Genomic DNA, 24898 nt, shown 5'->3' with positions numbered 1-24898 from the left:
AAAATTCAAGTCAGTATGCTAAGCGTTATGAATAAACAGAAAATTATTAGCGATATTCTTACCCACTTATCACATGAATTATCCGCTATAAAAACAGCCGCAAACAATGCTCACCTTGCCGCCACTGATGATCAGTCTATCGCTGAAACTCAATACGATACACTTGCTATTGAAGCAAGTTATTTAGCTGAGGGGCAATCACGTCGGGTAGCTGATATTCAACGAGCGAAACAAGCGATAGAACAATTAGTGGTGCGAGACTTTCACAAAGAAATGTCGATATCATTAGGGGCAATGGTGGCGGTGTCACAAGATAATGATGGTAAGAAATGGTTCTTTATTGCGCCGGCTGCCGGTGGTTTTAAAGGTGTAATAGATAAAAAACACTATACGGTGATCACACCAAGCTCACCGATGGCAAAGGCATTAATGGGGAAATTCATTGATGATGATGTCGAGTTAATGATTAATGCGAACAAACATTATCACGAAATAATGACTATTTATTAGGGCAAACTGATGAAAGATAACTTTAAGACTATATATTAACCTACGTTTCTCTCTAGCTTAGGAGCCAGTGAAATAAAGACTTCTTTTTTCTAGCTAAACTCTCAATATCTAAGTACCTGCATCTATGCTGGTACTTAGAGTAACCGATAACCCTAGGGATTCAACGCTGCTTTAATGTCAGCTAAGTTAACCACTTTGTCGTTAACTTTCAGGTAAACAACCGACTCTTCTTGAACCAATATAGCTTCAATAACACCAGGTAATTCAATTAATTTTTCAGCCACTTGATTTGCTTTTTCTTTGCAATTAATACTGGTGGTAAAAGTATAACTTTTTGATTTTTTAAGCGGTTTCATGCTCATTGCGGCAAAAAACCATAATAAAGTAATGAATGACATCACTAAAAATATGGCTTGTTCGCCAAATTGACTCGCAATAATGCCGCCAATAATGCCACCGGTAAAAGCACCTAAAAATTGGCTACTCGAATAAATACCCATGACGCTACCTTTTACACCAGCAGGAGCAATGCGTGACAGAATAGATGGCATGGTTGCTTCTAAATAATTGAAGGCAGTAAAAAACATCACCACCAACAACACTAACGTCCAGAAGCCAAGCGGTAAGTACCAGAGTAAGAGTAGCGATGCCGCCAATAATAAAATAGCGGCGGAAAACACCTGTTTTTCTTTTTGTTTTTTAATCGCCATGATCATAAAAGGTACCATCAAAACAAAAGAGCCGAGTAAAGCGGGTAAATATAATTGCCAATGTTGCTCAAGTGCTAAGCCACTGGCAACAAACTGTTTAGGCAAGGTTATAAAACAGGCCGTTAACGCCATATGAAGAATAAACACGCCCCAATTTAAACGTGATAATTCAGGATGACGCATTAGTTTACTTAGCTGCTCAGGTAAAGCGACACTGTCGCCTTTAGGTGCCTTATTAACTGAGTTGGGTACCATGAATTGAATCATTACCATGGCTAAAATAGTGAGTACGGCTGTAAACCAGAATAAACCACTCAGGCCAAACGCTTGCGCAACAATAGGCCCAAAAACCATCGCTAAAGTAAACGACAGTCCGATAAACATACCAATAGTCGCCATAACTTTTGGCCGTTGCTCTTCTCGGCTCAAATCAGCAGCTAACGCCAGTACGGCGCTTGCAATAGCACCAGTGCCTTGCAAGGCTCGACCAAACACCACGCCATAAATGGTGTCAGACATCGCAGCAACAACACTGCCTAAAAAGAAAATCACTAGGCCAAATAAAATGATGGGTTTTCTGCCATATTTATCTGACAAAATACCCATAGGAATTTGTAGCATGGCCTGAGTTAGCCCGTAGGCTCCAATGGCTAAGCCAATCCAAATAGGACTAAAGCCAATCAGTTGTTCGCCGTAAATAGCAAACACGGGCAAGATCATAAAAAGGCCAAGCATACGTAAGCCAAAAACGGCGGCTAAAGAAAATGCGGCTTTCTTTTCAATACTGTTTAAACCTGTCGTACTCATGGAGGGTCTCTATCTAACGTGTCATAAAAAAGCAAAAATTCGCACTATAATAGCACGACAAAGTCCTGAACAAAAACAGAGATTATTACTGATTATTGCCAAATAATTATGCAATAATGCCTGGTTCAAACTTTATGTGGAATAGCGATAGCGAATCTATTGAGTTTGTTCAAATTCGGAGAAACTTATTAACGTGGATATTTATGAAAAATATTGAAGTACGTGGCGCTAGAACGCATAACCTTAAAAACATCAGTTTGGATATTCCTAGAGAAAAGTTAGTCGTTATTACGGGTCTTTCGGGCTCAGGTAAATCATCACTCGCTTTTGATACCTTATATGCCGAAGGACAAAGACGCTATGTAGAGTCACTTTCTGCTTACGCTCGTCAATTTTTGTCACTCATGGAAAAGCCTGACGTTGACCATATAGAAGGGTTATCGCCAGCTATTTCAATTGAACAAAAGTCAACGTCACATAATCCTCGCTCGACGGTCGGTACTATCACCGAAATTTACGATTACCTTCGATTACTTTATGCTCGTGTTGGCGAACCACGTTGTCCGACCCACCACCAGCCTTTAGCTGCACAGACAAATTCACAAATGGTGGATAAGGTTTTGTCGCTTGAAGAAGGCACCAAAGTTATGGTGCTTGCCCCCGTATTGCAGGGCCGAAAAGGTGAGCATGTAAAGTTGCTCGATAATCTTGCAGCACAAGGTTACATTCGCGCGAGAATCGATGGCGAGGTTTGTGACTTATCAGATCCTCCAACGCTAGAGCTTCATAAAAAACATACTATTGAAGTGGTCGTTGACCGATTAAAAGTACGTGACGATATTCAACTTCGCTTGTCTGAGTCGTTTGAAACTGCATTAAATTTAACCGCTGGTACCGCTAAAATTGCCTTTATGGACGAACCTGATCGTGAAGAATTGATTTTTTCAGCCAACTTTGCTTGTTCAAAGTGTGGCTATAGCATGCAAGAACTCGAACCACGGCTGTTTTCATTTAATAACCCTGCTGGCGCTTGTAAAACGTGTGATGGATTAGGTAATCAACAGTTCTTTGACGCTGCTCGAGTGATCACCAACCCTGAACTGAGTCTGTCAGGTGGTGCAATACGTGGCTGGGACAAGCGCAACTTTTACTATTTTCAAATGCTACAAGCGTTGTCAGACCATTATAAATTTGCCCTTGATAAACCTTTTGAAAAATTATCCAAAAACGACCAAGACGTTATTCTCCGCGGTAGTGGCAAACAAGAGATTGAATTCAAATACATGAACGATCGTGGTGATGTAATCGTTCGCAAGCATCCTTTTGAAGGCATTATCAATAATATGGAACGCCGTTTTCGTGAAACGGAGTCAAATGCGGTTCGTGACGAATTATCAAAATATTTGAATAGCCAGCATTGTCCTGATTGTAATGGCAGTCGTTTACGCCTTGAGGCGCGCAATGTATTTATTGCTGATACGCCCTTAACTGCAATTGCTGAACTTTCTATTTCTGATGCCCTAGCCTTTTTTGAAAACTTAAATTTATCAGGCCAAAAAGCACAAATTGCAGAAAAAATCCTTAAGGAAGTGTGTGAACGCTTAGGCTTTTTAGTTAACGTTGGCTTAAATTACCTTAATCTCTCACGTGCTGCTGGCACTTTATCAGGAGGTGAAGCACAACGTATTCGTTTAGCAAGCCAAATAGGTGCTGGTTTAGTCGGTGTTATGTATGTGCTAGACGAACCGTCAATTGGCTTACATCAACGCGATAACGAACGTTTGTTAAAAACCTTGATCCACTTACGTGATTTAGGCAATACCGTGATTGTGGTTGAACATGACGAAGACGCCATTCGTGCCGCCGATTATGTCATTGACATTGGCCCTGGGGCTGGTGTTCATGGCGGTGAAATTATTGCACAAGGCGATGTAAATGATATTTTAGCCTGTGAAAATTCGCTAACCGGGCAATACCTTTCAGGCAGAGAGGGCATTGAAATACCGAAGGTTCGTGTTCCCTTTGATAAAAAGAATGTCGTTGAACTTAAAGGAGCAACAGGTAATAACTTAAAAAATGTTGATTTAATCATTCCCAATGGTTTAATGACTTGTGTGACCGGCGTTTCGGGTTCTGGAAAATCGACCTTAATTAACGATACCCTATTTAAACTTGCTCACATTGCATTAAATGGCGCAACCACACAAGAACCCGCACCATACAAAGAAATTATTGGTTTAGATTTACTTGATAAAGTGATTGATATTGACCAAAGCCCGATTGGCAGAACACCGCGTTCAAACCCTGCAACCTATACCGGTATATTTACCGCTATTCGTGAGATTTTTGCTGCGACGCAAGAGTCACGTTCAAGGGGCTATAAGCCAGGCCGCTTTAGTTTTAACGTAAAAGGTGGACGTTGTGAAGCTTGTCAAGGTGACGGTTTAATCAAAGTTGAAATGCATTTCTTACCTGACGTTTACGTACCTTGTGATGCCTGTAAATCAAAGCGTTATAATCGTGAAACCTTAGAAGTAAAGTATAAAGGCAAGAGTATTCATGAAGTGCTTGATATGACCATTGAAGATGCTTTAACGTTTTTTGCGCCCATACCCGCGATTAACCGTAAATTACAAACACTAATGGATGTTGGCTTAAGTTATATTAAATTAGGTCAATCGGCGACTACCCTTTCGGGTGGTGAAGCACAACGTGTTAAATTATCGAAAGAGTTATCAAAGCGTGACACCGGTAAAACCCTCTATATTCTTGATGAACCAACAACCGGCTTGCATTTTCACGACATTAAACAATTGATGCATGTTATTCATCGTTTACGTGACCATGGCAATACCGTTGTAGTGATAGAGCATAACCTAGACGTAATAAAAACAGCAGATTGGATTATTGATTTAGGGCCTGAAGGTGGTTCTGGTGGTGGCGAAATTCTGGTGTCGGGTACGCCTGAAGACGTTGCGAAACATAAAACATCGCACACGGCTAGATTTTTAAAGCCTTTGCTTGATAAGCAATCAGCTAAAAAACGGAAATAAATCTTAACAAACAAAAAGGTGCGTTAACTTGGCATATTGCACCTTTTGTCGTTAAGATAGTGTGACTTAATAGACCATATTACTGACACCATAAATGACGGATCATCAAGCTCAACCATCATGGCAAAATCCATTTATTTACCTGCTTGCTTTTTGTAGTGGCTTTTGCATTATGGGTATTGAACTTTTAGGCGGTAGAATTCTTGCGCCTTTTTTTGGCAGTAGTGTTCATATTTGGGGCAGTATAATTACCGTATTTATGTTGAGCCTATCGTTTGGCTACCTTGCTGGTGGTAAGTTGTCGACAAAAAATGCTTCTTTAAAAAAATATGGTTTAATTTTTGTCTTAGCAGGCATTACCATTTTACCTGTTGCATTTTGGTCAACGGGCATTATGGAAATAATATTCCTCAATGTTGAAGACTCTCGCTATGGTTCTCTACTTGCCTGTGGCGCATTATTTTTCATACCCACCATTATTTTGGGCATGATATCCCCATATTCTGTGCGTTTATTAGTTACTGATAAAGATAGTAGTGGGCAAACAGCGGGGAAACTTTACTTTGTGTCTACCTTAGGTAGTGCCTTGGGTACGATTATTACATCATTTTATTTTGTGCTGTTTTTTGAAGTAAACAACATCATTACGGTGTTTAGTTCAGTATTAGCGATACTCGGTATCTGCGCTATTTTATTAAATAAATCAGTCAAGCCACTTCACATTAGTACAGCAGGTGTTGTTCATGAATAAATTATGCAGTTCAATAGTCATACTTGCTCTGATATCTGCCGTTTTTTCGACGAATGTTTTTGCTGCAACTGTTCATCAAGAACGTTCTTTATACCGGAACATTTTGGTTGATGATCAAGGTGATTTACGTTGTTTAAAATTTAATGTTAAAACAAGTAAAACTAATCAAAGTTGTTTTTATAAAAGCGCCCCACACCGTTTAGTGTTTAATTATACCAAATTAATTTTTTCTGGATTGCTACTCATTGAAGAGCCAAAGAACATTCTTATTATTGGTTTAGGTGGCGGTACTATGTCTAACACCCTGCAACAACTCTATCCGACCAGTAAAATCATCAATGTTGAAATAGATCCTGCGGTTGTCAAAGTCGCCCGAAAACACTTTGGTTTTTTCGAAAATCAACATGTTTCTTCTGTTATTCAAGATGGAAGGATTTTTATCAAACGTGCACTTATCAAAAAACAACAATACGACTGGATAATTCTTGATGCATTTAACGGTGACTACATACCTGAACATTTATTAACACAAGAGTTTTTGCAGGAAACTAAAGATCTACTCAGTCCGAAGGGGATATTAAGTGCAAATACTTTTTCAGTGAGTGAGTTATATGCACATGAGTCAGCAACATATAAAAAAGTGTTTGGCGATTTTTATAATGTGCGTAACTATAAAAACACTAATCGCATTATTTTAGCCACTAAAGGCCAATTACCTAGCTTTGCATTAATAAATCAGCGAGCAAAAAAATTACAAAGTCGTTTAACACCTTTCAATGTTGACTTATTAGAAGTAAGCCAACAAATGACGCCAACAAGCATAGAGCAAGACTGGTCAGAAGATACTAAGTTACTGACTGACCAGTTTTCACCAGCGAATTTATTGAATAATTAAACCTTTAATTCAAGATAAATCAGTAGGAAATCATGTTTATCACTTGCGATTTTCGCGTTGAGCAAATATGATGAGTTAATTAAAATTATATCAATAATAAATTGAAATAAATCAGTAGTTATTCATTATCTTCCATTTCGGTGATTTTTTGAATTTACGATTAACTTCTATTGTTTGGGAATATTAAACATGCGCTTGGCTTTACTCGCTCTTACCATAAGTTGTCTTTCATTAAGTTCGTTTACTCATGCTTTTGAAACCACTTCATCCAAAAGTACAACGGTTGAAAGTCTAGAAATTGAATTAAGTAATAAAGAAACTCAATACAGTGTTTTCATCAATGCTTTAGATAATTTGAATGCACAAGTTACGACAGAAGAAGATCGCTTAAGCGGCTTGCGTGCACAAGGTAAAGCATTACAAACGCTTCGCCAAGAAGCGTTGCTTAATATGAATGAACAATATGAGTCGATGGTTGATAACCCCGAACAAGATATTGCGCAATCGCAAAATAATTATCGTCAATCTATTATCAATCAAACACAAAATAAAAATGCCATTAAAGCAAGTGTCACTAATTTGTCTGACGCTAAAACTGAAGTAGCAAAAGCAAATATTGACCGTTTTACACTTGCAAACAACCGTGAAGCTTTAATCGAGGAAATTCGTATTGCCCGAGTGAAGCGCTTACGTCGTGAGTTTGAAAAACAAGATGAACTCGAAGTTTACCAAGTTGTTACCTGTGACACTCAAGAGACTCTTAATAAATGTATTACCCGTGGCAATCGTTTAGCCAAACAAAAAGCATCAAAAACATTTTTAGATAAATTGTTTAATGTTGCAACTGAATCAAGTTTGATTAATCAATACAAAAAAGATTCTGCTGCGCAGGTTCGCTTAGTAAAGCATAAAGTTAAAGCGGGTGAATTTAGTGGCCAAGGTAACTATGGCACAACTATTATTGTTGAAATGCAAGGCTCTTTACCCAATAACGAAGCCTGTGTGTTATTGAATATTTCTGCGCGCTATTGTGGCTATCAAGAGGGTCAACCTTCGACCCCTATTGTTGATGAAACAGCAAACTTTCAACAAACAGCTGGCCTTAGTGATGATACATTAATGTATGAATTAACTGTTCGTTCTGACCAGTACGACGACGAAGTTTTTATTGATGGCGTAAGCTACGGCTCGACAAAACTTTCAGTGATGCTTTCAGCGGGTCATCATGATATTAATGTGACCAAGCCGGGTTACAGTGATTATCAACAACAGATTCGTTTATCAAAAAACACACTCATTAAAGTTGAGCTCTTAAAAGCGGCGATAAACCTCGCTAATGGTGAAAAAATTCAAGATATTTTGCCTGGTGATGAATTAGGGCCAGAATTAATTGGTGTACCCGCTGGTCGTTTTCAAATGGGCGATATGAAAGGTGCGGGTTTAAGCAACGAGAAACCTGCTCGTGGCGAACAAATTTTAAAAGCATTCGCCATTGGCCAAAACCAAATAACAGTAGGTGACTTTAAGCAATTCGTTAAAGAAACAAATTACGTAACAGAAGCTGAAAGTACTAATGGCTGTGCTGCTTTTATTGACGGCGAACCAAAATATAATAATGTATTAAACTGGCGCAACCCAGGTTTCAGCCAAGCAGATGATCATCCTGTAGTATGCGTTAGCGATATTGATAGCAAAGCCTATTTAACTTGGTTATCAAAGCAAACAGAACGTGAATATCGTTTACCTAATGAAATGGAGTGGGAATATGTTGCTCGCGCCGGCAGTGTAGAAAATTACTGGTGGGGTAATGACATTGGCAATGGTAAAGCGAATTGTGCCTATTGTGGTAGCAAATGGTCAAACCGAAGCACAGCGCCAGTAAAATCATTTAGAGCCAATAAATTAGGCTTATATGACACAGTAGGTAATGTTTGGGAACTAACGAATGGCGATAAAGTTGTTGCTCGTGGCGGTGCTTGGAACTTTGCCCCTAAATTAGCCCGTACCTCAGTACGTTTAGAGTTATCTTCAGGATTTCGTTCTAATTATTTAGGTTTTAGAGCATTACGCGAGAATTAATCGCCAGTCTAAATAAATCCAAGGAGCTTATCGCTCCTTTTTTTATACCTTAAATTAACTAGAATTAAATGGATTAATACCTCACTTGATAAATAATGTATTCTCACAAGTATGAGTAACTACTGTGTTTACCCAACAGCAGTTACTGCGGTGAATGTCCTTACTTTAAATAGCTGATAGTTTGATCTGTGACACACTTAGAAAAACTTTTTTGCCTTTCTTCACGGCTTAATGATGAGATACTAGCTACTACAATTGCCATTCTCTCTAATTTTTTTTGTTGCGGTAAACCTGACAACTGCTCAAAAAAGCACCCCTGCAAACCGTAATTCAACGCGATATCTGATTTTGTTGCCGCGCCCGCTAAACAAGTTATTAATTTTTCTGCCAGTAAATCACGATCCATATCCTCGACAAGCTCTTTCACCTGATAATTGGCATTACCACTGTTTTTAGCCTTGTTACAAGCAAAAAACATATCAGCCACTGCAATGATAGGTATTAAACGTTCATGCTGGGCACTAAAACGCAATTTTAGCCACTTATCATGCTCAAGTTTGTCTGAGGTATTATCTTGTGAAGCACTCGCTATGCTTGATGATAAAATCAAAAAAACAAACAAAGCGTTTGTTGGTAACAATTTTTTCATAACGTTGCTCTATGGGTAAAGTATACGCTGCAATTTACCCTACTAATAAGTAAAAATACAACTATCGTTTTTATAATCAACCATAACTTCACCCAATGAAATATTCATGCTTTAATAAGAAAAAATCTATTTAAGTAAAATATTATGATGTCTAAAAAGTTAGTTACCCTGTTATGCGTTTTCATCACTAGTCTCTGTTTGTCAAATGTAAGTTTTGCTGAGACAACAGCTGAAAAAAATGTATTACAGAATTTTGAGACGTTAATTTCTTCTCATAAAGGAAAAGTTATTTATGTAGATTTCTGGGCATCTTGGTGTGGTCCTTGTCGAAAATCATTCCCTTGGATGAACAACATACAAGATAAATATCAACAACAAGGCTTAGTTATCATCAGTGTAAACGTTGATAACAACAAAGCTCTAGCAGATAAATTTCTTGCTGAAATCCCCTCTAACTTTACGGTTTTTTATGACCCAAAAGGAAAAGTTGCTCGACAATATAAGCTAAAAGGTATGCCAAGTAGCTACATAATAGACCGTTCAGGAAAGGTTGTTAGTGCTCATGTAGGCTTCTCTCAAAGCAAGAAAACAAAGTATGAACAAGAATTAATAGCGTTACTCAATACGGTTAACTAGAGCGTTTTTTTAAACGAAGTATGCGGCTGATAAATGATGAACTACTTCTGCTTTAAAAAGCCGATAGCCGATAAAAAATTGAGAATTAGCGTTTCTTATTTTTATACCTTAACCAGATATAAATGCCACTCACTGAAAGTAAAATAAGCATAAAAGCGACAATATCCATAAACCATACGCCGAGATTACCAAATAGTCGTCCTGAGTGTGCATCAAGTATCACGCGCTCCCAGTTCAAAAACTGTGACTGAAACTGCCTATTGGCAATGGTTAACTCATGCTTTGTTGGGGGAGTATTATTAACCCAAGTAGGTTCAATTAATGTATTGATTATTTGCCACTCAAAAAAGTCACTGTCTCCTTGATAGTAGCCTTGTGGTGTATTTAAAATGAGCCGCTCGTCTGTAACGCTAAATGCTGAGATTGGAATGGGTAAATCACTTGAACTGTCCATTTTATCAACAAGGTCGCCCTTTTCGGTAAAAATGACCAATTGCTTTGTGGTAACGACCAAGCGATATGATTGAAAAGTGCTAATACCGATAATAGGGTTATCACTTTGAAAAACCAATTTATCACCTAACCAAACAAGTTGGTTAGTGACTAACCATTCTTTTTGTTGATAAAAACGAACGTCAGTCGGTGGTTTAATACCATAATGATTAAGCAGTATAGTACTCGTAATCGAATGCTGTGATAAAGAAAATGCGGTGGTGTGATTTAAGGCAATACCCGAAATAGAGAGAAAAATAAGAAAGAAAGCGGCAAAGATACCTAGTCGACGGTGCCATTTTCGTAAATGGCGAATAAGGCGATTACCTATTGCTTGTGCTGATTTATTCTTAATCATTGGGATGTGAATTAAACCTATCTAAATAAAATTATGATGGGCAAAAATATTAAACTTTTACCTTTTTATTTAACCAAAGTGCCAACCGTGCAACTTTAGTAAGCGCTCGTACTGACATGGTTGCGCCTGTTATACCATCAATATGTTGATTAAGCATGTTTTCTTTGGTTAAAGATGCTGATTTAAATTGATTAGTAAAAAAGTCATGTCGTACTTCGTCACCACGAGATTCGCGATAAGCCAGAACTTTAACATCGACAATTTGCTCATTATTAATGTGCACTCCAATAGTAATAGGTTTTTCTTTTCCTATCTCTTCAAGTACCCACACCGTTTCACTTGCTTGTTGCCAATACTTTAAACGTAAACGGCTATACTCGTGGCTCATAATTTCACTAATAACGAGCTTGTCGTCTGCTGATAACCATAAAGCTTTAGATTTTGGCACTTCACCCTGAAAGGAGGTGCTAACAAACTGTTTTGAGGTTTGGTAAGTACCGTTCGCTGATACTTGTGTTGCCACGCTAAACATGACGAGTAAAGTGAATATAATTTTAACCACATGTCACCTCTTATAGTAAAGATAGTTTAAAGCACAAAAGTGAATGGACATATAATATCCATTCACTTCCTTGTGTACTATGACCTAACGCAAATTTACATAAAGTAAGTAAAATTAAAACTGGTAGCCAAAACCTAAGTTAAAACCTTTTGAGTCTTTCGACCCACCCAATTCTTCATAATCTGCTTTTAATACAACATTTTCATGCAAGTAGTAGTTAACACCAACACTTGTAGATTCAACAGCATCAGAGCCACTTAGCCCTGCTTCATTGTTGTATTGAGCATAACGAGCAAAAGCGCCAACGTCTTCATTTAACATATATGAAGGTTCAATATACCAACCTGTTTGCTCATCACGACCTAAAGCTTTGGCTTCATCACCGTCAATATTCCAGGTTGCATACAAAGCACGAACCGTGAAGTTATTAACTTGATAAATAGCATGAGCTTCAATTAATGTCGCAGCAGCATCGTCAACACCAGCAGCACTTTGAGTCAAATCTGTTTGATACTGAACAGTTGCCGCTAACTCTAATCCTGGAATAGCGGTATATTTAATACGACCAGTGTAGGCTAAGTTTTCAGCTGAAGCGTTAGAAACTTTTTGACGTCCGCCTCTGATTTTATAATCATTCCCTACATTTAAACCACTTGTTATAGCAGCATCAACGGCTAAGCCTGGAGCTAATTTAAAATTCCCTGCAACACCCGCTTCCCACCAAGTGGCTGGGATAATATTCTTTTCAACGCCGTTGCGCTCAACACCGTAAAAAGTTGGCGGCTCATGCGTTTCATTAATAATACCTACAGGCACTAAAAATAAGCCTGTTTTGGTTGTTATTGTATCGCTGTAGTCATACTCTACATAAGCTTGCTCTAGCTCAACTTCACCATCTTGCCCTTCACCAGCGATGCTATGCTCTAATTCAAACTCAGAGAAAAAACGTAATTTGTTTGTAAACTCATGGCCAAAAAACAAAACAAAGCGATGAAAATCAACTTTTGCATCTTTATCTTCGTAGTTGTTGTAATGTAATTCGCCATAGCCACCAATGGTCGTTTTAGCAAATGAGCTTGCCGTCGAGCTTGATTCAACTTGGTCAGCAGTAGCCTCAAGACGTTGCTCTGTTTCGTCTAAACGTTCTTCTAAGTTTTTTAATACTTTTTGTTGCTGTGCAATAACTTTACGTAATTCTTTAGTATCGTTATTTGCAAGAACAGCCGAACTAGTAAATAATCCAACAAGTGCCGAAGCAATTAAGGTTTTCTTCATCATGGATTTCATGTCCGTCAAAGTTTGTAGAGAGATAATTTTAATTGAGGTGATGATACATACAAATAAAACTTAATGCAAACGATTATCATTAAGTCTTTTGTTTGTATTTGATGTAGATCAAAGGTTATAAATTTAATATTTTCAAAATAGATGAATTCACTTTTTTTACATCAAAATATTCACAAACTAACTTTCTGCTTTCAACTGCCATCTTTTCCCATGACTCTGGCTGCTCAATAAACCATTTCATTTTCTGAAAAAGTGCTTCACTATCCTTAATTGGAACAAGAAAGCCATTTTTTCTTTCAATGACTGTATCTCTACACCCAGAAGTGTCTGTCGTTAATATTGGCCTGCCAACAGCCATAGCTTCTAATGCGGTTCTTGGTAGTCCCTCATGATAAGAGGGTAAAGTGAATATATGACAATTTTTTATGAAAGGTAATACATTTTTTGTTTCACCTAAATAGTTAATTATATTATTGTGATGCCAGTTATTTATTTCTGTTTCAGAGATGGCATCAGGAGAAGAATCGTATGGCCCAAGCAGCTCAAAGTTAACCTTGGGATAAATTAATTTAATTCTTTCTGCCGCTTCAGCATATTCCCGAATACCTTTATCACCCAATAGACGTGCAATAAGTAAAAAAGTAATTTCTTTATTTGGTAAGGGATATCGTTCAAATAAATCGATATCTACACCTGAGCCATATACACGGTGACATTTTTGACCACTTATCAAACCATTTTCAACAAAAGTATTCATATTATCGTTATTTTGAAAAATAACGGCCTTTGCGTCAGTTAAAGCAAGTCGATAAAGATTTTTTGCGATGAAATTAACAACTGTTCGCTTGAATGTATCTGTAGAAAAGGCATAGCCAAGCCCTGTAATCATTGGGAAAAAATCAACATTTTTTATGAATTTTGCAGCGATTCCTCCCCATATTATAGGCTTTATGGTGTAGGCTAAGATTTTATCTGGCTGATAGAATTTTATTAATTTTTTAAGCTGGAGAAACGTTTGTAAATCAGCTAAAGGGTTCAAGCCGTTTCTTTGTACGCTATACGAACAAAATTTTGCACCTAGTTCCCTAACGTCCTTAACAACACTGTCGTCAGCCTCTGCGGTCATGACCGTTACATCATGCCCTTTTCTAACTAAATCTTTGATCAATTGCCCTCTAAAACTAATTATAGATTGAGGGTAAGCGCCAATGATAAGTATTTTCATTTGATAAAGTTTTTAATTAAGGAGAACTTACCACTACTTTCTTTCGGAATATGGCCCACTAACTTAAAGATAAACTCTGTATCTTTGCCGAACCTATGCATTAACGCTTTAGCTATTTTATCTTCTGCTTCTTGGTCATATAAGGTTTGATCCACATTTAACAGCACCTCAATAAGATCAACTTTATGCTGTTGGAATTGAACATTTATAACACAATTAGGAAGCCCTTTTATTACATCAGCTAAATGACTCAAAGACACATGACCATATTGCTTAGAAATTAAAAATTCAACTTGACGCCCATCTATTGAATCAACGAGGGGGTGCAATGAACCGCAACGACACTCACCTGTTTTAAATTTAATTAAATCACCAATTTTATATCTTATCAGTGGCGTGCCATGCGTCGTAAATGAGGTAACTAACATCTCTGTTCCAGCATTAGTTTCAATCACCTCAATTACACCTGTATCAGTATTATAATGTAAACTTCCAGCCGAACATTCCGTAATAAAAGGTGCCCCTTCAGCTGAGGCGTATTGATTGTAAACAGGGCATTTAAAAACCCTTTCAATTAATTCTCGATGAAAAGGTAGTAAAGTTTCTGAAGTGGTAAATATTGCTTTAACTTGAAAATCTAAGGTTAATTGCTTTTGCTCGATGAATTTTGCTAACTGGAATATCGCCGATACAAAACCATTGATCACCTCTGGCTTATAGCGATTTAGGTCTTGCACGTAAAAAGGTAAGTTGCCTTCAACCATGTCGAAGGTCGAATACAAGCGTTGCTTATAAGCCCAATTATTTCGCCAAAACTTGTTAGTGAAAGATGTTGCCCAACCTCGCGTAAATTCACGCCCACTAAAAGTCGCTTTTTTACTTTCAAAAGGGTCAATGCCCAGTCTAATTTTATAAGCGTCGAGGTAGGCCATTCTTTTTTGAAAGTCTTCTTTAGTAAAAACAACTTGCAAAGATTTACCTGTTGTTCCCCCCGTAAATGAGGAAATGCCTTGGTCACAGTCAATGGTGTAAACATCATCAAGGTTAGTTCTCAACATTTCTTTCGTTACTATAGGGAGTTCAGCTAATGACTCTAAGGTAATAGCTTGGTCAAAATCAACTTTCTTATAAAGTGATTGATAAAATTTGCTATTTTCATAGGAAAAACGAACAAAGTCATCAAGTAAGATATTTTGCTCAACCAATAAATCAGCAGATGACTTAGATTCTTGCTCTAATAAGCTGTTTCGGTATTGATAATATTCATCACCATAACGTTGCTTTATTAATATATAGCCATAAAAACTGATAATAATATCTTGTACAAAAACAGGTAGTAATTCTAAAAATTTATTTTTGAAGCTCATGGTTTTTTTCTCTTCAGCAGGTTTTCTTGGCTCTGTAATGCAATATAAAATAAAATAATTAATAGTCCCCAAATCGGCAAACGCCTTAAAATATCTCCTCCGGCAGCATAAGACATAATAGATAAAATGGCCGCAAACACTGCTGGCTCATAATAAAACGCTTTATGGAAAATTTTAAATAACAAATGTATTAATAAAAAAAACCCGACAATGCCCACTTGTAGTAAAACCGTCAACAAAGTTTGATGACTATCGTTATATTCGCCTAGGTAAAAAATATGAGGCCCTGTGCCTCGACCAAGCAACCAGGATTCTTTAATTAGCTCAATTGCCGCTCCATAAAGATCTGCACGTCCTCCCTTGCCGTCATGCTGGTTAAACAGCTCTGTGAAAAAAGTAGAAATATCGACAAAAAAGGTAAAAAACACAGCTAAAATACTAAAGACAATGATCGTTAAAATAACCGAATACACAACACTGTAACGATATACTTGAGCAATGCTGTAGCCTAAAAGACCTAATATTACCCCCAATATGGCTTTACTTGCACCCGTTTCAAAAATCATTAAAACCGACAAAGCAATGAGTACAATTACTATTGCCTTCATCATGAGTTTCTTTTCGCGTTTCAAGAGCAACAGACCAATAAATGGCATGGGAGTTAACACCATTGCCACTTGGTGTAAGTTTTTTACCAGCGGTGCAAAATACTGATAATACTTAATTTGTAATCCAGCGATTGAACTGGTAAAAAAACTTAAAAAATAAAAAAAACTGAGAAAACAAATGAAAAAATAAAATATCGCTTTGATATACAAATAAGCATTATCTTGATACATCAAAAAACGCTTTTCTATACTTAAGCAACTAATCAATAGCATGAAGTAGGCCGCGAAGTCGAATATTGTGCCAACCAAAGTGCCGGTATTAAGATAAACGGCACGATTATAAAGTCCGCCAATTACGGATAAAATTAGGTAAAAAAACCAAAATTTTGAAAATAAGTAATGCTTATATCCCGGCATATCCCATAATTGAATTAATGCGATACCGCCTAACATTAAAAAAATAAGTTCGCCGACGCCAAGGAAAGAAAACCGTAATTGCGTAAAGGTTGATATAACTAAACCAAAGACAATTAACCGCCTGATATTCTTTGCATTATCAGTCATCATTAAAACGCAAGTAATTCAAAACATTACGTTTATGTAACCAAGCATTATATCTAGCTCGTAAGAGAATAATGACACTGCGATAATTCAATCGTTTTACATACCACTGAAAGTCGCGCATCGACTTTCTACCATCGATATAAGTTGTCAGTAATTTATTTCTTTCTTGTACGTAACTAGTTCTATCTGTTTGTAAAAAATCAGTATAATTTTTCAATATTGACTTTATGTCTAAAGAGCCGACTTTCATTTCATCTTCAGCCATATACAAACTCACTACATCATGAGAAATCAACTTTCCATCAACAATGTCTAATACAACAATACTCGATGTTTTATTATTTTCATTTTGTTTCACCAATGGGTGAGAAGATTTATCCGTATACACATCATCAAAACAAAAATTTCCTAAACTATATGCCAGTAAGGAGTCGTTATGCTTTTCTATACCCTGCAACACATGAGGGTGGTGACCATAATATATATAAGGGCAGGTGTTACTAAGTTGGCGGGCCATCTTAACGTCGTGATAAGCGGGGAAATTGACATGTTCAAGTCCAGCATGAACACTAATGATATTAAGATAACCTTGTTGAGAATACAGGGCTAATTTTTCGTCTACTGCTGCGACATTAAGCTTATTAACGCCTTTATTTAAACCGTAAGGATTAGTTGAATAACAACAATAACCATGTAAGGCAATTTTAGCATCGCTAAGCAATAAATCCTTATCATTTACGCCAAAATATTTAATATCATGACTATCAAGCAATGAAATAGTGGAATCGAGTCCTTTTTTACCATAATCATAAATATGATTATTCGCTAAGGTTACAACATTTATATTCAAGTATTTCAGCAGTTCGACATTCTTGGGCGACGACTTTAAATACGCCGATTTTGCCCCTATAGCATTACCTTCGGCTAAAAATGGTAGCTCTAAATTACCTACTACATAATCAAATTGTTCTAAATATTTTGCTACTTTACTAAAGTACTCAAATATCGAATCATTATTTTCAAGCGCATAGCGACCAAATAAACCAATATCACCAAGTAAAGCTACTTTCATGTTTTTTCTACCTTTTTACGGTTCTCAAAATTTTTAAATGCCAAATAAGTCATCAGCGTCATAATTACCGTTGTAGCTAACATAACGTAAATAGCACCTTTTATTTGCCATTGTGGAATAACTAGCCATGCTGCAATAAAGCCACTTAAGGATGTAAACAAAACAATGCGTTGATAGATTTTTTCCGCCCCTACCAACATTAAATATGCAGGGCCACATGCTAACCTAATAAAAACAAAAGGGATCATTAGAGAAGCTAATTGGACTAATTCTAGTACTTTGCCTCTTTCGTCAGGAAAAAGCACTGGCACAAACCATGCGGAACCAAACATGACAAAAAAGCAAAGTATTATGCCTGTAATTACCATCATGTTTTTTAACCACTTGTGTAATTCAATATTTCTCGATAAAAGTGGTAAAGCGGCATTTACCAATAAAAAAGCAATGGCATTAATTATTTCAATCACTCTTACCGCTGCACTATATAAACCAACGACTGTATTGCCATGGAAAACGCCTAAAATAAACGTCATACTATTCGAGTAGAGTGTTGGAGAAAATTGCGTTACAAATGCAGGCCAGCCTTGTTTGTACGTTTCTATAACACCTTTAAAAGAAGGCATTACAACCCTGACCAACTTATTCTTATAAATTATCACTACTGAAATAACTAAAGCAATAAGCCAGCTAAGTCCTTGTAAAAAAGGTACTAAATAAGTGTCATCCGGATTATTAACCCAATAAAGAACACTACATAAATATAAAAATTTACACAAACTATTGCTAACCGCAATAAAATGCATTTTTTCAAGCCCTTGAAACAACCAAGCAGGGAAAAGTGATTGCATCAAAACAAAAAAAAGTACACTTAGATACAATAAATATTCATTGTATATAGCATCAATGAAAAACATAAATAGGTAGCAAACTGAAAAGAGTACGCAAATTAAAATTGATGATATGAGTAGTTCACTAAATGATATAGTTAATTGTGAAGGGTCATCACGAACGCGTGCAATAGTGCGTACAGCACTTATATTATAGCCATACTGCATCATTGAGCTAAAATAAACACCGATTGCTAGAGCAAAGGATAATAAACCAAACTGTGTCAGTCCCAAAACATTAACCAAATAGGGTAAAAGCACAATTGGAACGATAAAGTCCCCCCCTTTAGTTATAACTAAATAGGTGAAATTTTTAATTATATTTTTTTTCTCAAAACTCACAAATCAACCCTACTTTCGTTTTAATCATACCTTTTTTTCAATTTTAGGAAAGTAGACTTAGCTTGCTTAAAAAAAGATAAAGATTGTCCTGCAGATATACAATAGCTATGATAAATTAATTGAAACTTGCTATTACTCAATACCCTACATGAATAAAATGATAAAATCACTAATTGATAGAATTTGTTCTGCTAATGCATTACTGATATTTGCTCCAGTAATCATTGTTTTGAGCGTTATTGTTGCAATAAAACTTGGCAGACCGGTACTATTCAAACAAAAACGTCCTGGTTTACATGGCAAGATATTTGAAATAATTAAATTTCGTTCTATGCGAGATGCAATTGATCAACATGGCCAGTCTTTACCTGATAGCGAGCGCCTTGCACCCTTTGGTGAAAAGCTACGTAATACGAGTCTTGACGAACTTCCTGGTCTGTGGAATGTATTGATAGGTAATATGAGTTTAGTTGGCCCAAGACCACTACTTGTAGAATACTTACCCTTATATTCCAAAGTACAATCCCGTCGACATGATGTAAAACCAGGTATCACTGGTTGGGCACAAGTTAATGGTCGTAACGCTATTAGCTGGGAAAAAAAGTTTGAGCTCGATGTCTGGTATGTCGATAATCAGTCTTTTTGGTTAGATATAAAAATCCTTTATTTAACGGTGAAAAAAGTTTTTGCACGTAGCGATATTAATGCTGCGGGTGAGGCTACCATGAAAAAATTCACAGGGAATAAATCATGAAAAAATTGATCATTATTGGTGCTGGCGGACATGGCAGAGTAGTTGCTGATTGTGCACAGCAACAAGGTAAATATAGCCAAATTGTTTTTTTAGATGACTGCTTTTATGAGCGTAAAGAAAACAGCGAGTGGCAAGTCATTGGTTCAGCGAAAGACTTTCCACAATATATTGATGAAGCCGATTTTGTTGTTGCAATTGGTGATAACCGTTTACGTAAAAAGATCCTTACACAGCTAAAACAAGCAAAAGCTAATATTGTTTCTCTTATTCATCCAACAGCAGCAGTAAGTCCACATACCTTCATTGGTAAAGGCGTTGTAGTATTTGCTAACGCAGTGATAAACATAGGTGCAAGTATTGCTGACGGCTGTATTATTAATACTGGTGCTACCGTTGATCATGATTGTGAACTTCATCAATGCGTACATGTGTCACCGGGCGTCAATATCGCAGGAGGCGTTCATATAGCGCAACTTTCTTGGATTGGCATTGGTAGTACTATCGTTGAATGCATAACCCTTGCAGATAATACACAAGTTGGTGCTGGCGCTGTAGTTACCCAATCAACACAAGCCAACTCACTCTATTTAGGTGTACCGGCAAAACGTGTACGTTCTTTAACCAAAATTTAATAGGATATTCCGTGCTTAATACACCCTTTTCTCCGTGGCCAAGTTTTACTGAACAAGAAATTGATGCAGTCAGTGCTGTTCTTCGTTCTAACAAGGTAAATTACTGGACAGGGCAAGAAGGTAAAGCTTTCGAGAAAGAGTTTGCTCAGTTCTGTGACAGTAAATATGCAGTAGCCGTTGCCAATGGTACCCTTGCTCTAGATTTAGCTCTTAAAGTATTGGATATTAAAGCAGGTGACGAAGTCATTGTAACCTCCCGTACATTTATAGCTTCAATAAGTAGCATAATAAATGCAGGTGCTACCCCGATTTTCGCTGACGTAGAGCTCAATAGCCAAAATATAAGTGCCCGGACTATTGCCGAAGTAATCAGCAATAAAACCAAAGCAATTATATGTGTTCATTTAGCTGGCTGGCCATGCGAAATGGATGAAATAATGCATTTAGCAGGGCAATATAATTTATCTGTTATTGAAGACTGTGCACAAGCTCACGGAACCACCTACAAAGGTAAGCCTGTAGGGAGTATTGGTCATATAGGGGCGTGGTCTTTTTGCCAAGACAAGATAATGACCACTGGCGGCGAAGGTGGCATGCTTACTACTAACAATGAGCAACTTTGGCGAAAAGCTTGGGCCTATAAAGATCATGGGAAATCTTATGCTGCAGTATATGAAACTGAACACCCAGCAGGATTTCGTTGGTTACATGAATCATTTGGTACTAATTGGCGCTTAACTGAAATGCAATCAGCAATTGGCAGAATTCAATTAACACGGATGCCAGAATGGCAAAAAAAACGAACAGATAATGCTTATAGAATTCGTACTACATGCCAAAAATATAATTGGCTGATCGTTCCTAAAGTTCCTGGGTATATAGAACATGCCTACTATAAATGTTATATACAGATAGACATGGATAAGCTCCCATCTCATTATTCCCGTGATAAAATAATTGATGCAATCTTAAGTAAGGGTGTTCCTTGCTTCTCAGGAAGTTGTTCAGAGGTTTACAAAGAAAAAGCGTTTGACAAGACCCAGTTTAAGCCTCTTCAACCTCTGAAGAATGCTCAGCTACTTGGAGAAAACAGCCTTATGTTTTTAGTTCATCCATCATTAACACGCCAAGAAATCGATAAAACATGCCATACACTTACTTCCGTATTTGACAAAATCGAACAAATGACCAAATAAATGTGTTAATAGTTAATGACAATTGTAATAAAACTTGTAGAATATTTGTTAATCCTTGAGGTTATAATAAAAGTGTTATTCTAAGGTGTTGTTGTAATGGTAAGAAGAATTGATTTAATTCCTGGGTCCCTTAAGTTAATAATCGTATTAGCCTATGATTTATTTGCCATATGCTCGGCATTCTTTCTTTCCTACTTTATTCGTGTGGGCTTTGAAGGTATTCATATTTCTTGGCCTGAAATGGCTGTATTTTCCACTGTTACACTTTGCACCTTAGTTTTATTTTATACATTTGATATGTATAGCTCTATTGTTAGGTATTTTAACGCTAAATCCTTTTTAAAAGTTCAAAGTTTACTAATAGTAACAACCATAATATTCTATCTTTCTGGGATTGTTTTTGGTGCTTTTGTTCCTCGTTCGGTTCCCATAGTTTTCTTAGTTTTGACCAGTATAATGATTGCAGGTGCAAGAGCATTGGTCGGTATTATCGTTCACAAAAAGTGGTTCGATGAACGTGAAGGAGTCGTTATTTATGGAGCAAGTAATACAGGTCGCCAATTAGTTAACGCCTTATCATTAGGGAGCACATACCAACCTCTTGCATTCATTGATGAAAAGAAACGCTATCAGGGGCGCACAGTATTAGGTTTGAAGATCTATTCTCATTTTAAAGTTAATCAACTGATAAAAAAATATGGACAATTTAAAGTTCTCATTGCTATTCCTCAAGTCGATCCTATTAGATTGAAACAAATAGTATCTTCTTTAGAACCCCATGCACTTGAACTTTTAATTGTACCGAGTATGTCTGATATTGTTTCTGGTAAGCGAACCATTGATGAACTTCGTGAAGTCTCTGTTGATGAGTTATTGGGTAGGAAAGCGGTAGAGCCGATACCAGAACTATTATTCGCTAATATCAATGATAAAATTGTCATGGTTTCAGGTGCAGGCGGTTCAATAGGCAAAGAGTTATGTAGACAAATTGCTCATCATAAACCCAGAACACTTATTTTACTTGATGTTTCAGAAGCTTTTCTTTACGAAATACACCAAGAGTTAACTGAATTCTTATCAGAAACTCGAAATGATTTAATAGTAGAGCCACTCATTGGAAATGTACAAAATGGTATGTTAATGAAACATATTTTTCATAAATACCAAGTACAAACTATTTATCATGCTGCTGCATACAAACATGTTCCTATGGTTGAACATAATGTTATTGCTGGTGTCACTAATAATGTATTGGGTACCAGTGAAATAGCGCAGGCGGCTATTTTTTGTGAAGTTGAGACCTTTGTACTCATTTCTACTGACAAAGCGGTACGCCCAACCAATGTAATGGGGGCAACAAAGCGTTTAGCTGAATTGGTTCTACAAGCCCTAGCGAAGCAAAATCACAGTACGCGATTTGTAATGGTAAGATTTGGTAATGTATTAGGTTCATCTGGATCCGTTGTTCCTTTATTTAAAAAGCAAATAAAGAAAGGTGGTCCAATTACTATTACTCACCCTGATATCATTCGTTATTTTATGACTATCCCCGAAGCCGCACAATTAGTTTTGCAAGCAGGTGCCATGGGCTCTGGTGGAGATGTATTTGTTTTAGATATGGGTAAACCTGTTAAGATAATTGACTTAGCTTATAAGATGACCCATTTGATGGGGTTAACCATTAAAGATAAATTAAATCCAAAGGGTGATATAGAAATAAAATTTAGCGGATTAAGACCTGGTGAAAAGCTCTATGAGGAGTTACTGATTGATGACAATGCTAAAAAGACCCAACATAAACGTATCCTTAGTGCCAATGAACGTTCTCTGCCATGGAATGAGGTAAAGAAGATTATTTCTGACCTCAACGATGCTATGCGCCAAGAGGATGTACCAAAAATAAAGCAAATACTGACTGAAGCACATTTAGATTATCAACCTACCCCAAGTAGACTTTTGAAATCTAAAAATAAAGCTGATCTAATTACTGATCAAGAGCTTAAATCTTCAATTTGCAACGCCGTTCAATCATAATATTTATTTAACTAGTATGAGCCAAGCCATAGCATAATCGGGTAACTGATTATTGGCTTGGTAATAGTCATTCCAGCCTTTATAGCTATCAACCAACATATCTAATTGAAATAAATTACCGTCAAAAGCGCCCCCCTGATCAGCTAATACGCCTATACGTGAGATATTAACATTATTACGCTCATAGCTAACCATAAAGAGTTTCCCCAAGCCTAATTGTTTTACATTGCCCGCAAAAGTTACTTGAGATTTGATAGCTATTTTATTCTCTTGTTTTTGACCATAGCCCATTATGCTAGGCACTTCGATAAAGTACCAGTATCTTGCTTGTTCTCTTTTACCTAGTGCATAATCATAGTCAACACCATTATTACGGTGGACATTAAAATAGCGAGTTGTCCCCCCTACATTTACGACACCCGTACCTTGCAGTAAAACATCATGAAGTGCTTCTTCAGTTAACCAAATTAGCGGTTTAACTGATTTATTATCTAGCAAAGCACCTGCCATAACTTCTTGACGACTATATCTATATCGGATGAGTTCATCTTTTATACTTTCAGCTTGATCTATAGAGAGACTTTCTTCGTCGGAGGGTAAAGCATACAAAGCATGAACGTATTTTACGGTTTTTATCGGACTTGCATCTAATAGCTTCGTATAATATTTGGTAAGAAAAATCTTATCTATGGGAATGTCATTTAATAATCTAGTTTTAACCGCATTGGTACTTTTTGCTGCAATAGTATCTGCTGTTTTTTTATCAGGGAGCCAACGATAAAAATCAAAGTTTTGTTTTATAAACTTTATATCATGTAAGCGGCTCTGTCGGTTTGCCCGAACATCTTCACGATAAATTTTACAGATAAACGCTAACGTTTTCTTAATATTTTTCATGCTAATTTTATTAACGAATATCGTGCCAGGGTGAACAGCAAATTTATCATCAGTGAAGTTTTGTAAATAATATTGCGTATTTTCAGAAACTTTGCATAGTTCGCTAGCTTTAAAATCAACTAACTGATTAATTAAAGGGGATCGTTCGAGAAAAAACTCGTATGCACTTAATGAGAATGAGCAGAGTAATATGGGAAAATATATATATATTAAGTAACGCATCAGTGTTGCCTGTTAAAACTTTTCGATATTGTAACTTTTAGGCTAAGAAAAGACATGATTTTATTGTGTAGATTTTAGCAAGTTACGCATTGATACACACGTTACATTGAAAATAAATGTGATATTGCAAGCTATCCCTTTTTTATCTGTAATACTGACAAGTTTAAAATAAAGAAATTTACAGAAATGCCAGACAGCAAAAAGCCCGACTCTTTCGAATCGGGCTTCTCTTAATAGGCGCCTAGCAATGTCCTACTCTCACATGGGAACTCCCACACTACCATCGGCGCTACTGCGTTTCACTTCTGA

21 protein-coding genes are annotated in these 24898 nt (G+C 36.8%); 10 read left to right on the top strand and 11 right to left on the bottom strand.

Features of this window, described 5'->3' with window-relative positions; translation table 11 throughout:
- Nucleotides 1-27 precede the first annotated feature (27 nt).
- The gene (locus H4J52_RS02610; RefSeq protein ID WP_259366718.1) at nucleotides 28-510 is read left to right on the top strand and encodes a hypothetical protein; all 483 of its coding nucleotides are present in this window, start codon (nucleotides 28-30) and stop codon (nucleotides 508-510) included.
- A 152-nt stretch (nucleotides 511-662) separates the two neighbouring features.
- Here H4J52_RS02610 and H4J52_RS02605 read toward each other — a convergent pair whose 3' ends face one another.
- Nucleotides 663-2027, bottom strand: a complete 1365-nt coding sequence (locus H4J52_RS02605) for an MFS transporter (protein ID WP_182224175.1) — start codon at nucleotides 2025-2027, stop codon at nucleotides 663-665.
- 203 nt (nucleotides 2028-2230) lie between these two features.
- Here H4J52_RS02605 and uvrA point away from each other — a divergent pair, with 203 nt between their 5' ends.
- The 4 genes from uvrA (at nucleotide 2231) to H4J52_RS02585 (ending at nucleotide 8805) form a co-directional block, all read left to right on the top strand.
- A complete protein-coding gene (gene uvrA, locus H4J52_RS02600) occupies nucleotides 2231-5080 on the top strand; it encodes an excinuclease ABC subunit UvrA (protein ID WP_182181494.1) in 2850 nt (949 codons plus the stop codon).
- A gap of 94 nt (nucleotides 5081-5174) precedes the next feature.
- A complete protein-coding gene (locus H4J52_RS02595) occupies nucleotides 5175-5831 on the top strand; it encodes a fused MFS/spermidine synthase (protein WP_182224174.1) in 657 nt (218 codons plus the stop codon).
- Nucleotides 5824-6726, top strand: a complete 903-nt coding sequence (locus H4J52_RS02590; protein ID WP_182224173.1) for a spermidine synthase — start codon at nucleotides 5824-5826, stop codon at nucleotides 6724-6726. The genes H4J52_RS02595 and H4J52_RS02590 overlap by 8 nt, the downstream gene beginning before the upstream one ends.
- Before the next feature lie 189 nt (nucleotides 6727-6915).
- Complete coding sequence (locus H4J52_RS02585) at nucleotides 6916-8805, top strand: formylglycine-generating enzyme family protein (protein ID WP_182224172.1); 1890 nt, start codon at nucleotides 6916-6918, stop codon at nucleotides 8803-8805.
- Nucleotides 8806-8965: 160 nt separating this feature from the next.
- Here the strand turns inward: H4J52_RS02585 and H4J52_RS02580 are convergent, their stop codons facing one another.
- On the bottom strand, nucleotides 8966-9454 hold the full coding sequence (locus H4J52_RS02580; RefSeq protein ID WP_182224171.1) for a hypothetical protein: 489 nt from the start codon (nucleotides 9452-9454) through the stop codon (nucleotides 8966-8968).
- Between the two features lie 144 nt (nucleotides 9455-9598).
- On the opposite strand from H4J52_RS02580, the gene H4J52_RS02575 reads away from it, so the two are divergent.
- Complete coding sequence (locus H4J52_RS02575) at nucleotides 9599-10090, top strand: TlpA disulfide reductase family protein (protein WP_259367804.1); 492 nt, start codon at nucleotides 9599-9601, stop codon at nucleotides 10088-10090.
- 85 nt (nucleotides 10091-10175) lie between these two features.
- Here the strand turns inward: H4J52_RS02575 and H4J52_RS02570 are convergent, their stop codons facing one another.
- The 8 genes from H4J52_RS02570 to H4J52_RS02535 form a co-directional block, all read right to left on the bottom strand.
- A complete protein-coding gene (locus tag H4J52_RS02570; protein WP_182224170.1) occupies nucleotides 10176-10940 on the bottom strand; it encodes a PepSY-associated TM helix domain-containing protein in 765 nt (254 codons plus the stop codon).
- A gap of 49 nt (nucleotides 10941-10989) precedes the next feature.
- Nucleotides 10990-11502: an FMN-binding protein gene (locus H4J52_RS02565; protein ID WP_310649693.1), complete on the bottom strand. Its 513-nt coding sequence runs from the start codon at nucleotides 11500-11502 to the stop codon at nucleotides 10990-10992.
- A 114-nt stretch (nucleotides 11503-11616) separates the two neighbouring features.
- A complete protein-coding gene (locus H4J52_RS02560; protein WP_182224180.1) occupies nucleotides 11617-12777 on the bottom strand; it encodes a porin in 1161 nt (386 codons plus the stop codon).
- A gap of 127 nt (nucleotides 12778-12904) precedes the next feature.
- Entirely contained in the window at nucleotides 12905-14014 is a 1110-nt protein-coding gene (locus tag H4J52_RS02555) for a glycosyltransferase family 4 protein (protein ID WP_182224169.1), read from the bottom strand.
- The gene (locus tag H4J52_RS02550; protein ID WP_182181502.1) at nucleotides 14011-15381 is read right to left on the bottom strand and encodes a phenylacetate--CoA ligase family protein; all 1371 of its coding nucleotides are present in this window, start codon (nucleotides 15379-15381) and stop codon (nucleotides 14011-14013) included. The genes H4J52_RS02555 and H4J52_RS02550 overlap by 4 nt, the downstream gene beginning before the upstream one ends.
- Nucleotides 15378-16220, bottom strand: a complete 843-nt coding sequence (locus tag H4J52_RS02545) for an O-antigen ligase (protein WP_182181503.1) — start codon at nucleotides 16218-16220, stop codon at nucleotides 15378-15380. The genes H4J52_RS02550 and H4J52_RS02545 overlap by 4 nt, the downstream gene beginning before the upstream one ends.
- A gap of 325 nt (nucleotides 16221-16545) precedes the next feature.
- Nucleotides 16546-17625 (bottom strand): CapA family protein, encoded by a 1080-nt coding sequence (locus H4J52_RS02540; RefSeq protein WP_182181504.1) that lies wholly within the window; start codon nucleotides 17623-17625, stop codon nucleotides 16546-16548.
- On the bottom strand, nucleotides 17622-18854 hold the full coding sequence (locus H4J52_RS02535; RefSeq protein ID WP_182224168.1) for an oligosaccharide flippase family protein: 1233 nt from the start codon (nucleotides 18852-18854) through the stop codon (nucleotides 17622-17624). Before H4J52_RS02535 ends, H4J52_RS02540 begins: the two co-directional genes overlap by 4 nt.
- Nucleotides 18855-19011: 157 nt before the next feature.
- Here H4J52_RS02535 and H4J52_RS02530 point away from each other — a divergent pair, with 157 nt between their 5' ends.
- From H4J52_RS02530 to H4J52_RS02515, 4 genes are all read left to right on the top strand, one after another.
- Nucleotides 19012-19608 carry a sugar transferase gene (locus H4J52_RS02530; protein WP_310649627.1) on the top strand — a complete coding sequence of 199 codons (597 nt, stop codon included), beginning with the start codon at nucleotides 19012-19014 and terminating at the stop codon, nucleotides 19606-19608.
- Complete coding sequence (locus H4J52_RS02525; protein ID WP_182181507.1) at nucleotides 19605-20240, top strand: acetyltransferase; 636 nt, start codon at nucleotides 19605-19607, stop codon at nucleotides 20238-20240. The genes H4J52_RS02530 and H4J52_RS02525 overlap by 4 nt, the downstream gene beginning before the upstream one ends.
- 11 nt (nucleotides 20241-20251) lie before the next feature.
- Nucleotides 20252-21436 (top strand): DegT/DnrJ/EryC1/StrS aminotransferase family protein, encoded by a 1185-nt coding sequence (locus tag H4J52_RS02520; protein ID WP_182181508.1) that lies wholly within the window; start codon nucleotides 20252-20254, stop codon nucleotides 21434-21436.
- A gap of 96 nt (nucleotides 21437-21532) precedes the next feature.
- A complete protein-coding gene (locus H4J52_RS02515; RefSeq protein WP_182181509.1) occupies nucleotides 21533-23470 on the top strand; it encodes a nucleoside-diphosphate sugar epimerase/dehydratase in 1938 nt (645 codons plus the stop codon).
- Nucleotides 23471-23473: 3 nt separating this feature from the next.
- Here the strand turns inward: H4J52_RS02515 and H4J52_RS02510 are convergent, their stop codons facing one another.
- Nucleotides 23474-24589 (bottom strand): MltA domain-containing protein, encoded by a 1116-nt coding sequence (locus H4J52_RS02510; RefSeq protein ID WP_182181510.1) that lies wholly within the window; start codon nucleotides 24587-24589, stop codon nucleotides 23474-23476.
- Nucleotides 24590-24898 lie beyond the last annotated feature (309 nt).

Source organism: Colwellia sp. MB02u-14 (genome assembly GCF_014076915.1).
In the GTDB taxonomy this organism is placed as follows: domain Bacteria; phylum Pseudomonadota; class Gammaproteobacteria; order Enterobacterales; family Alteromonadaceae; genus Colwellia_A.
Note: the sequence above shows the minus strand (reverse complement) of the source record. Positions and strands in the feature narration are given on the sequence as shown.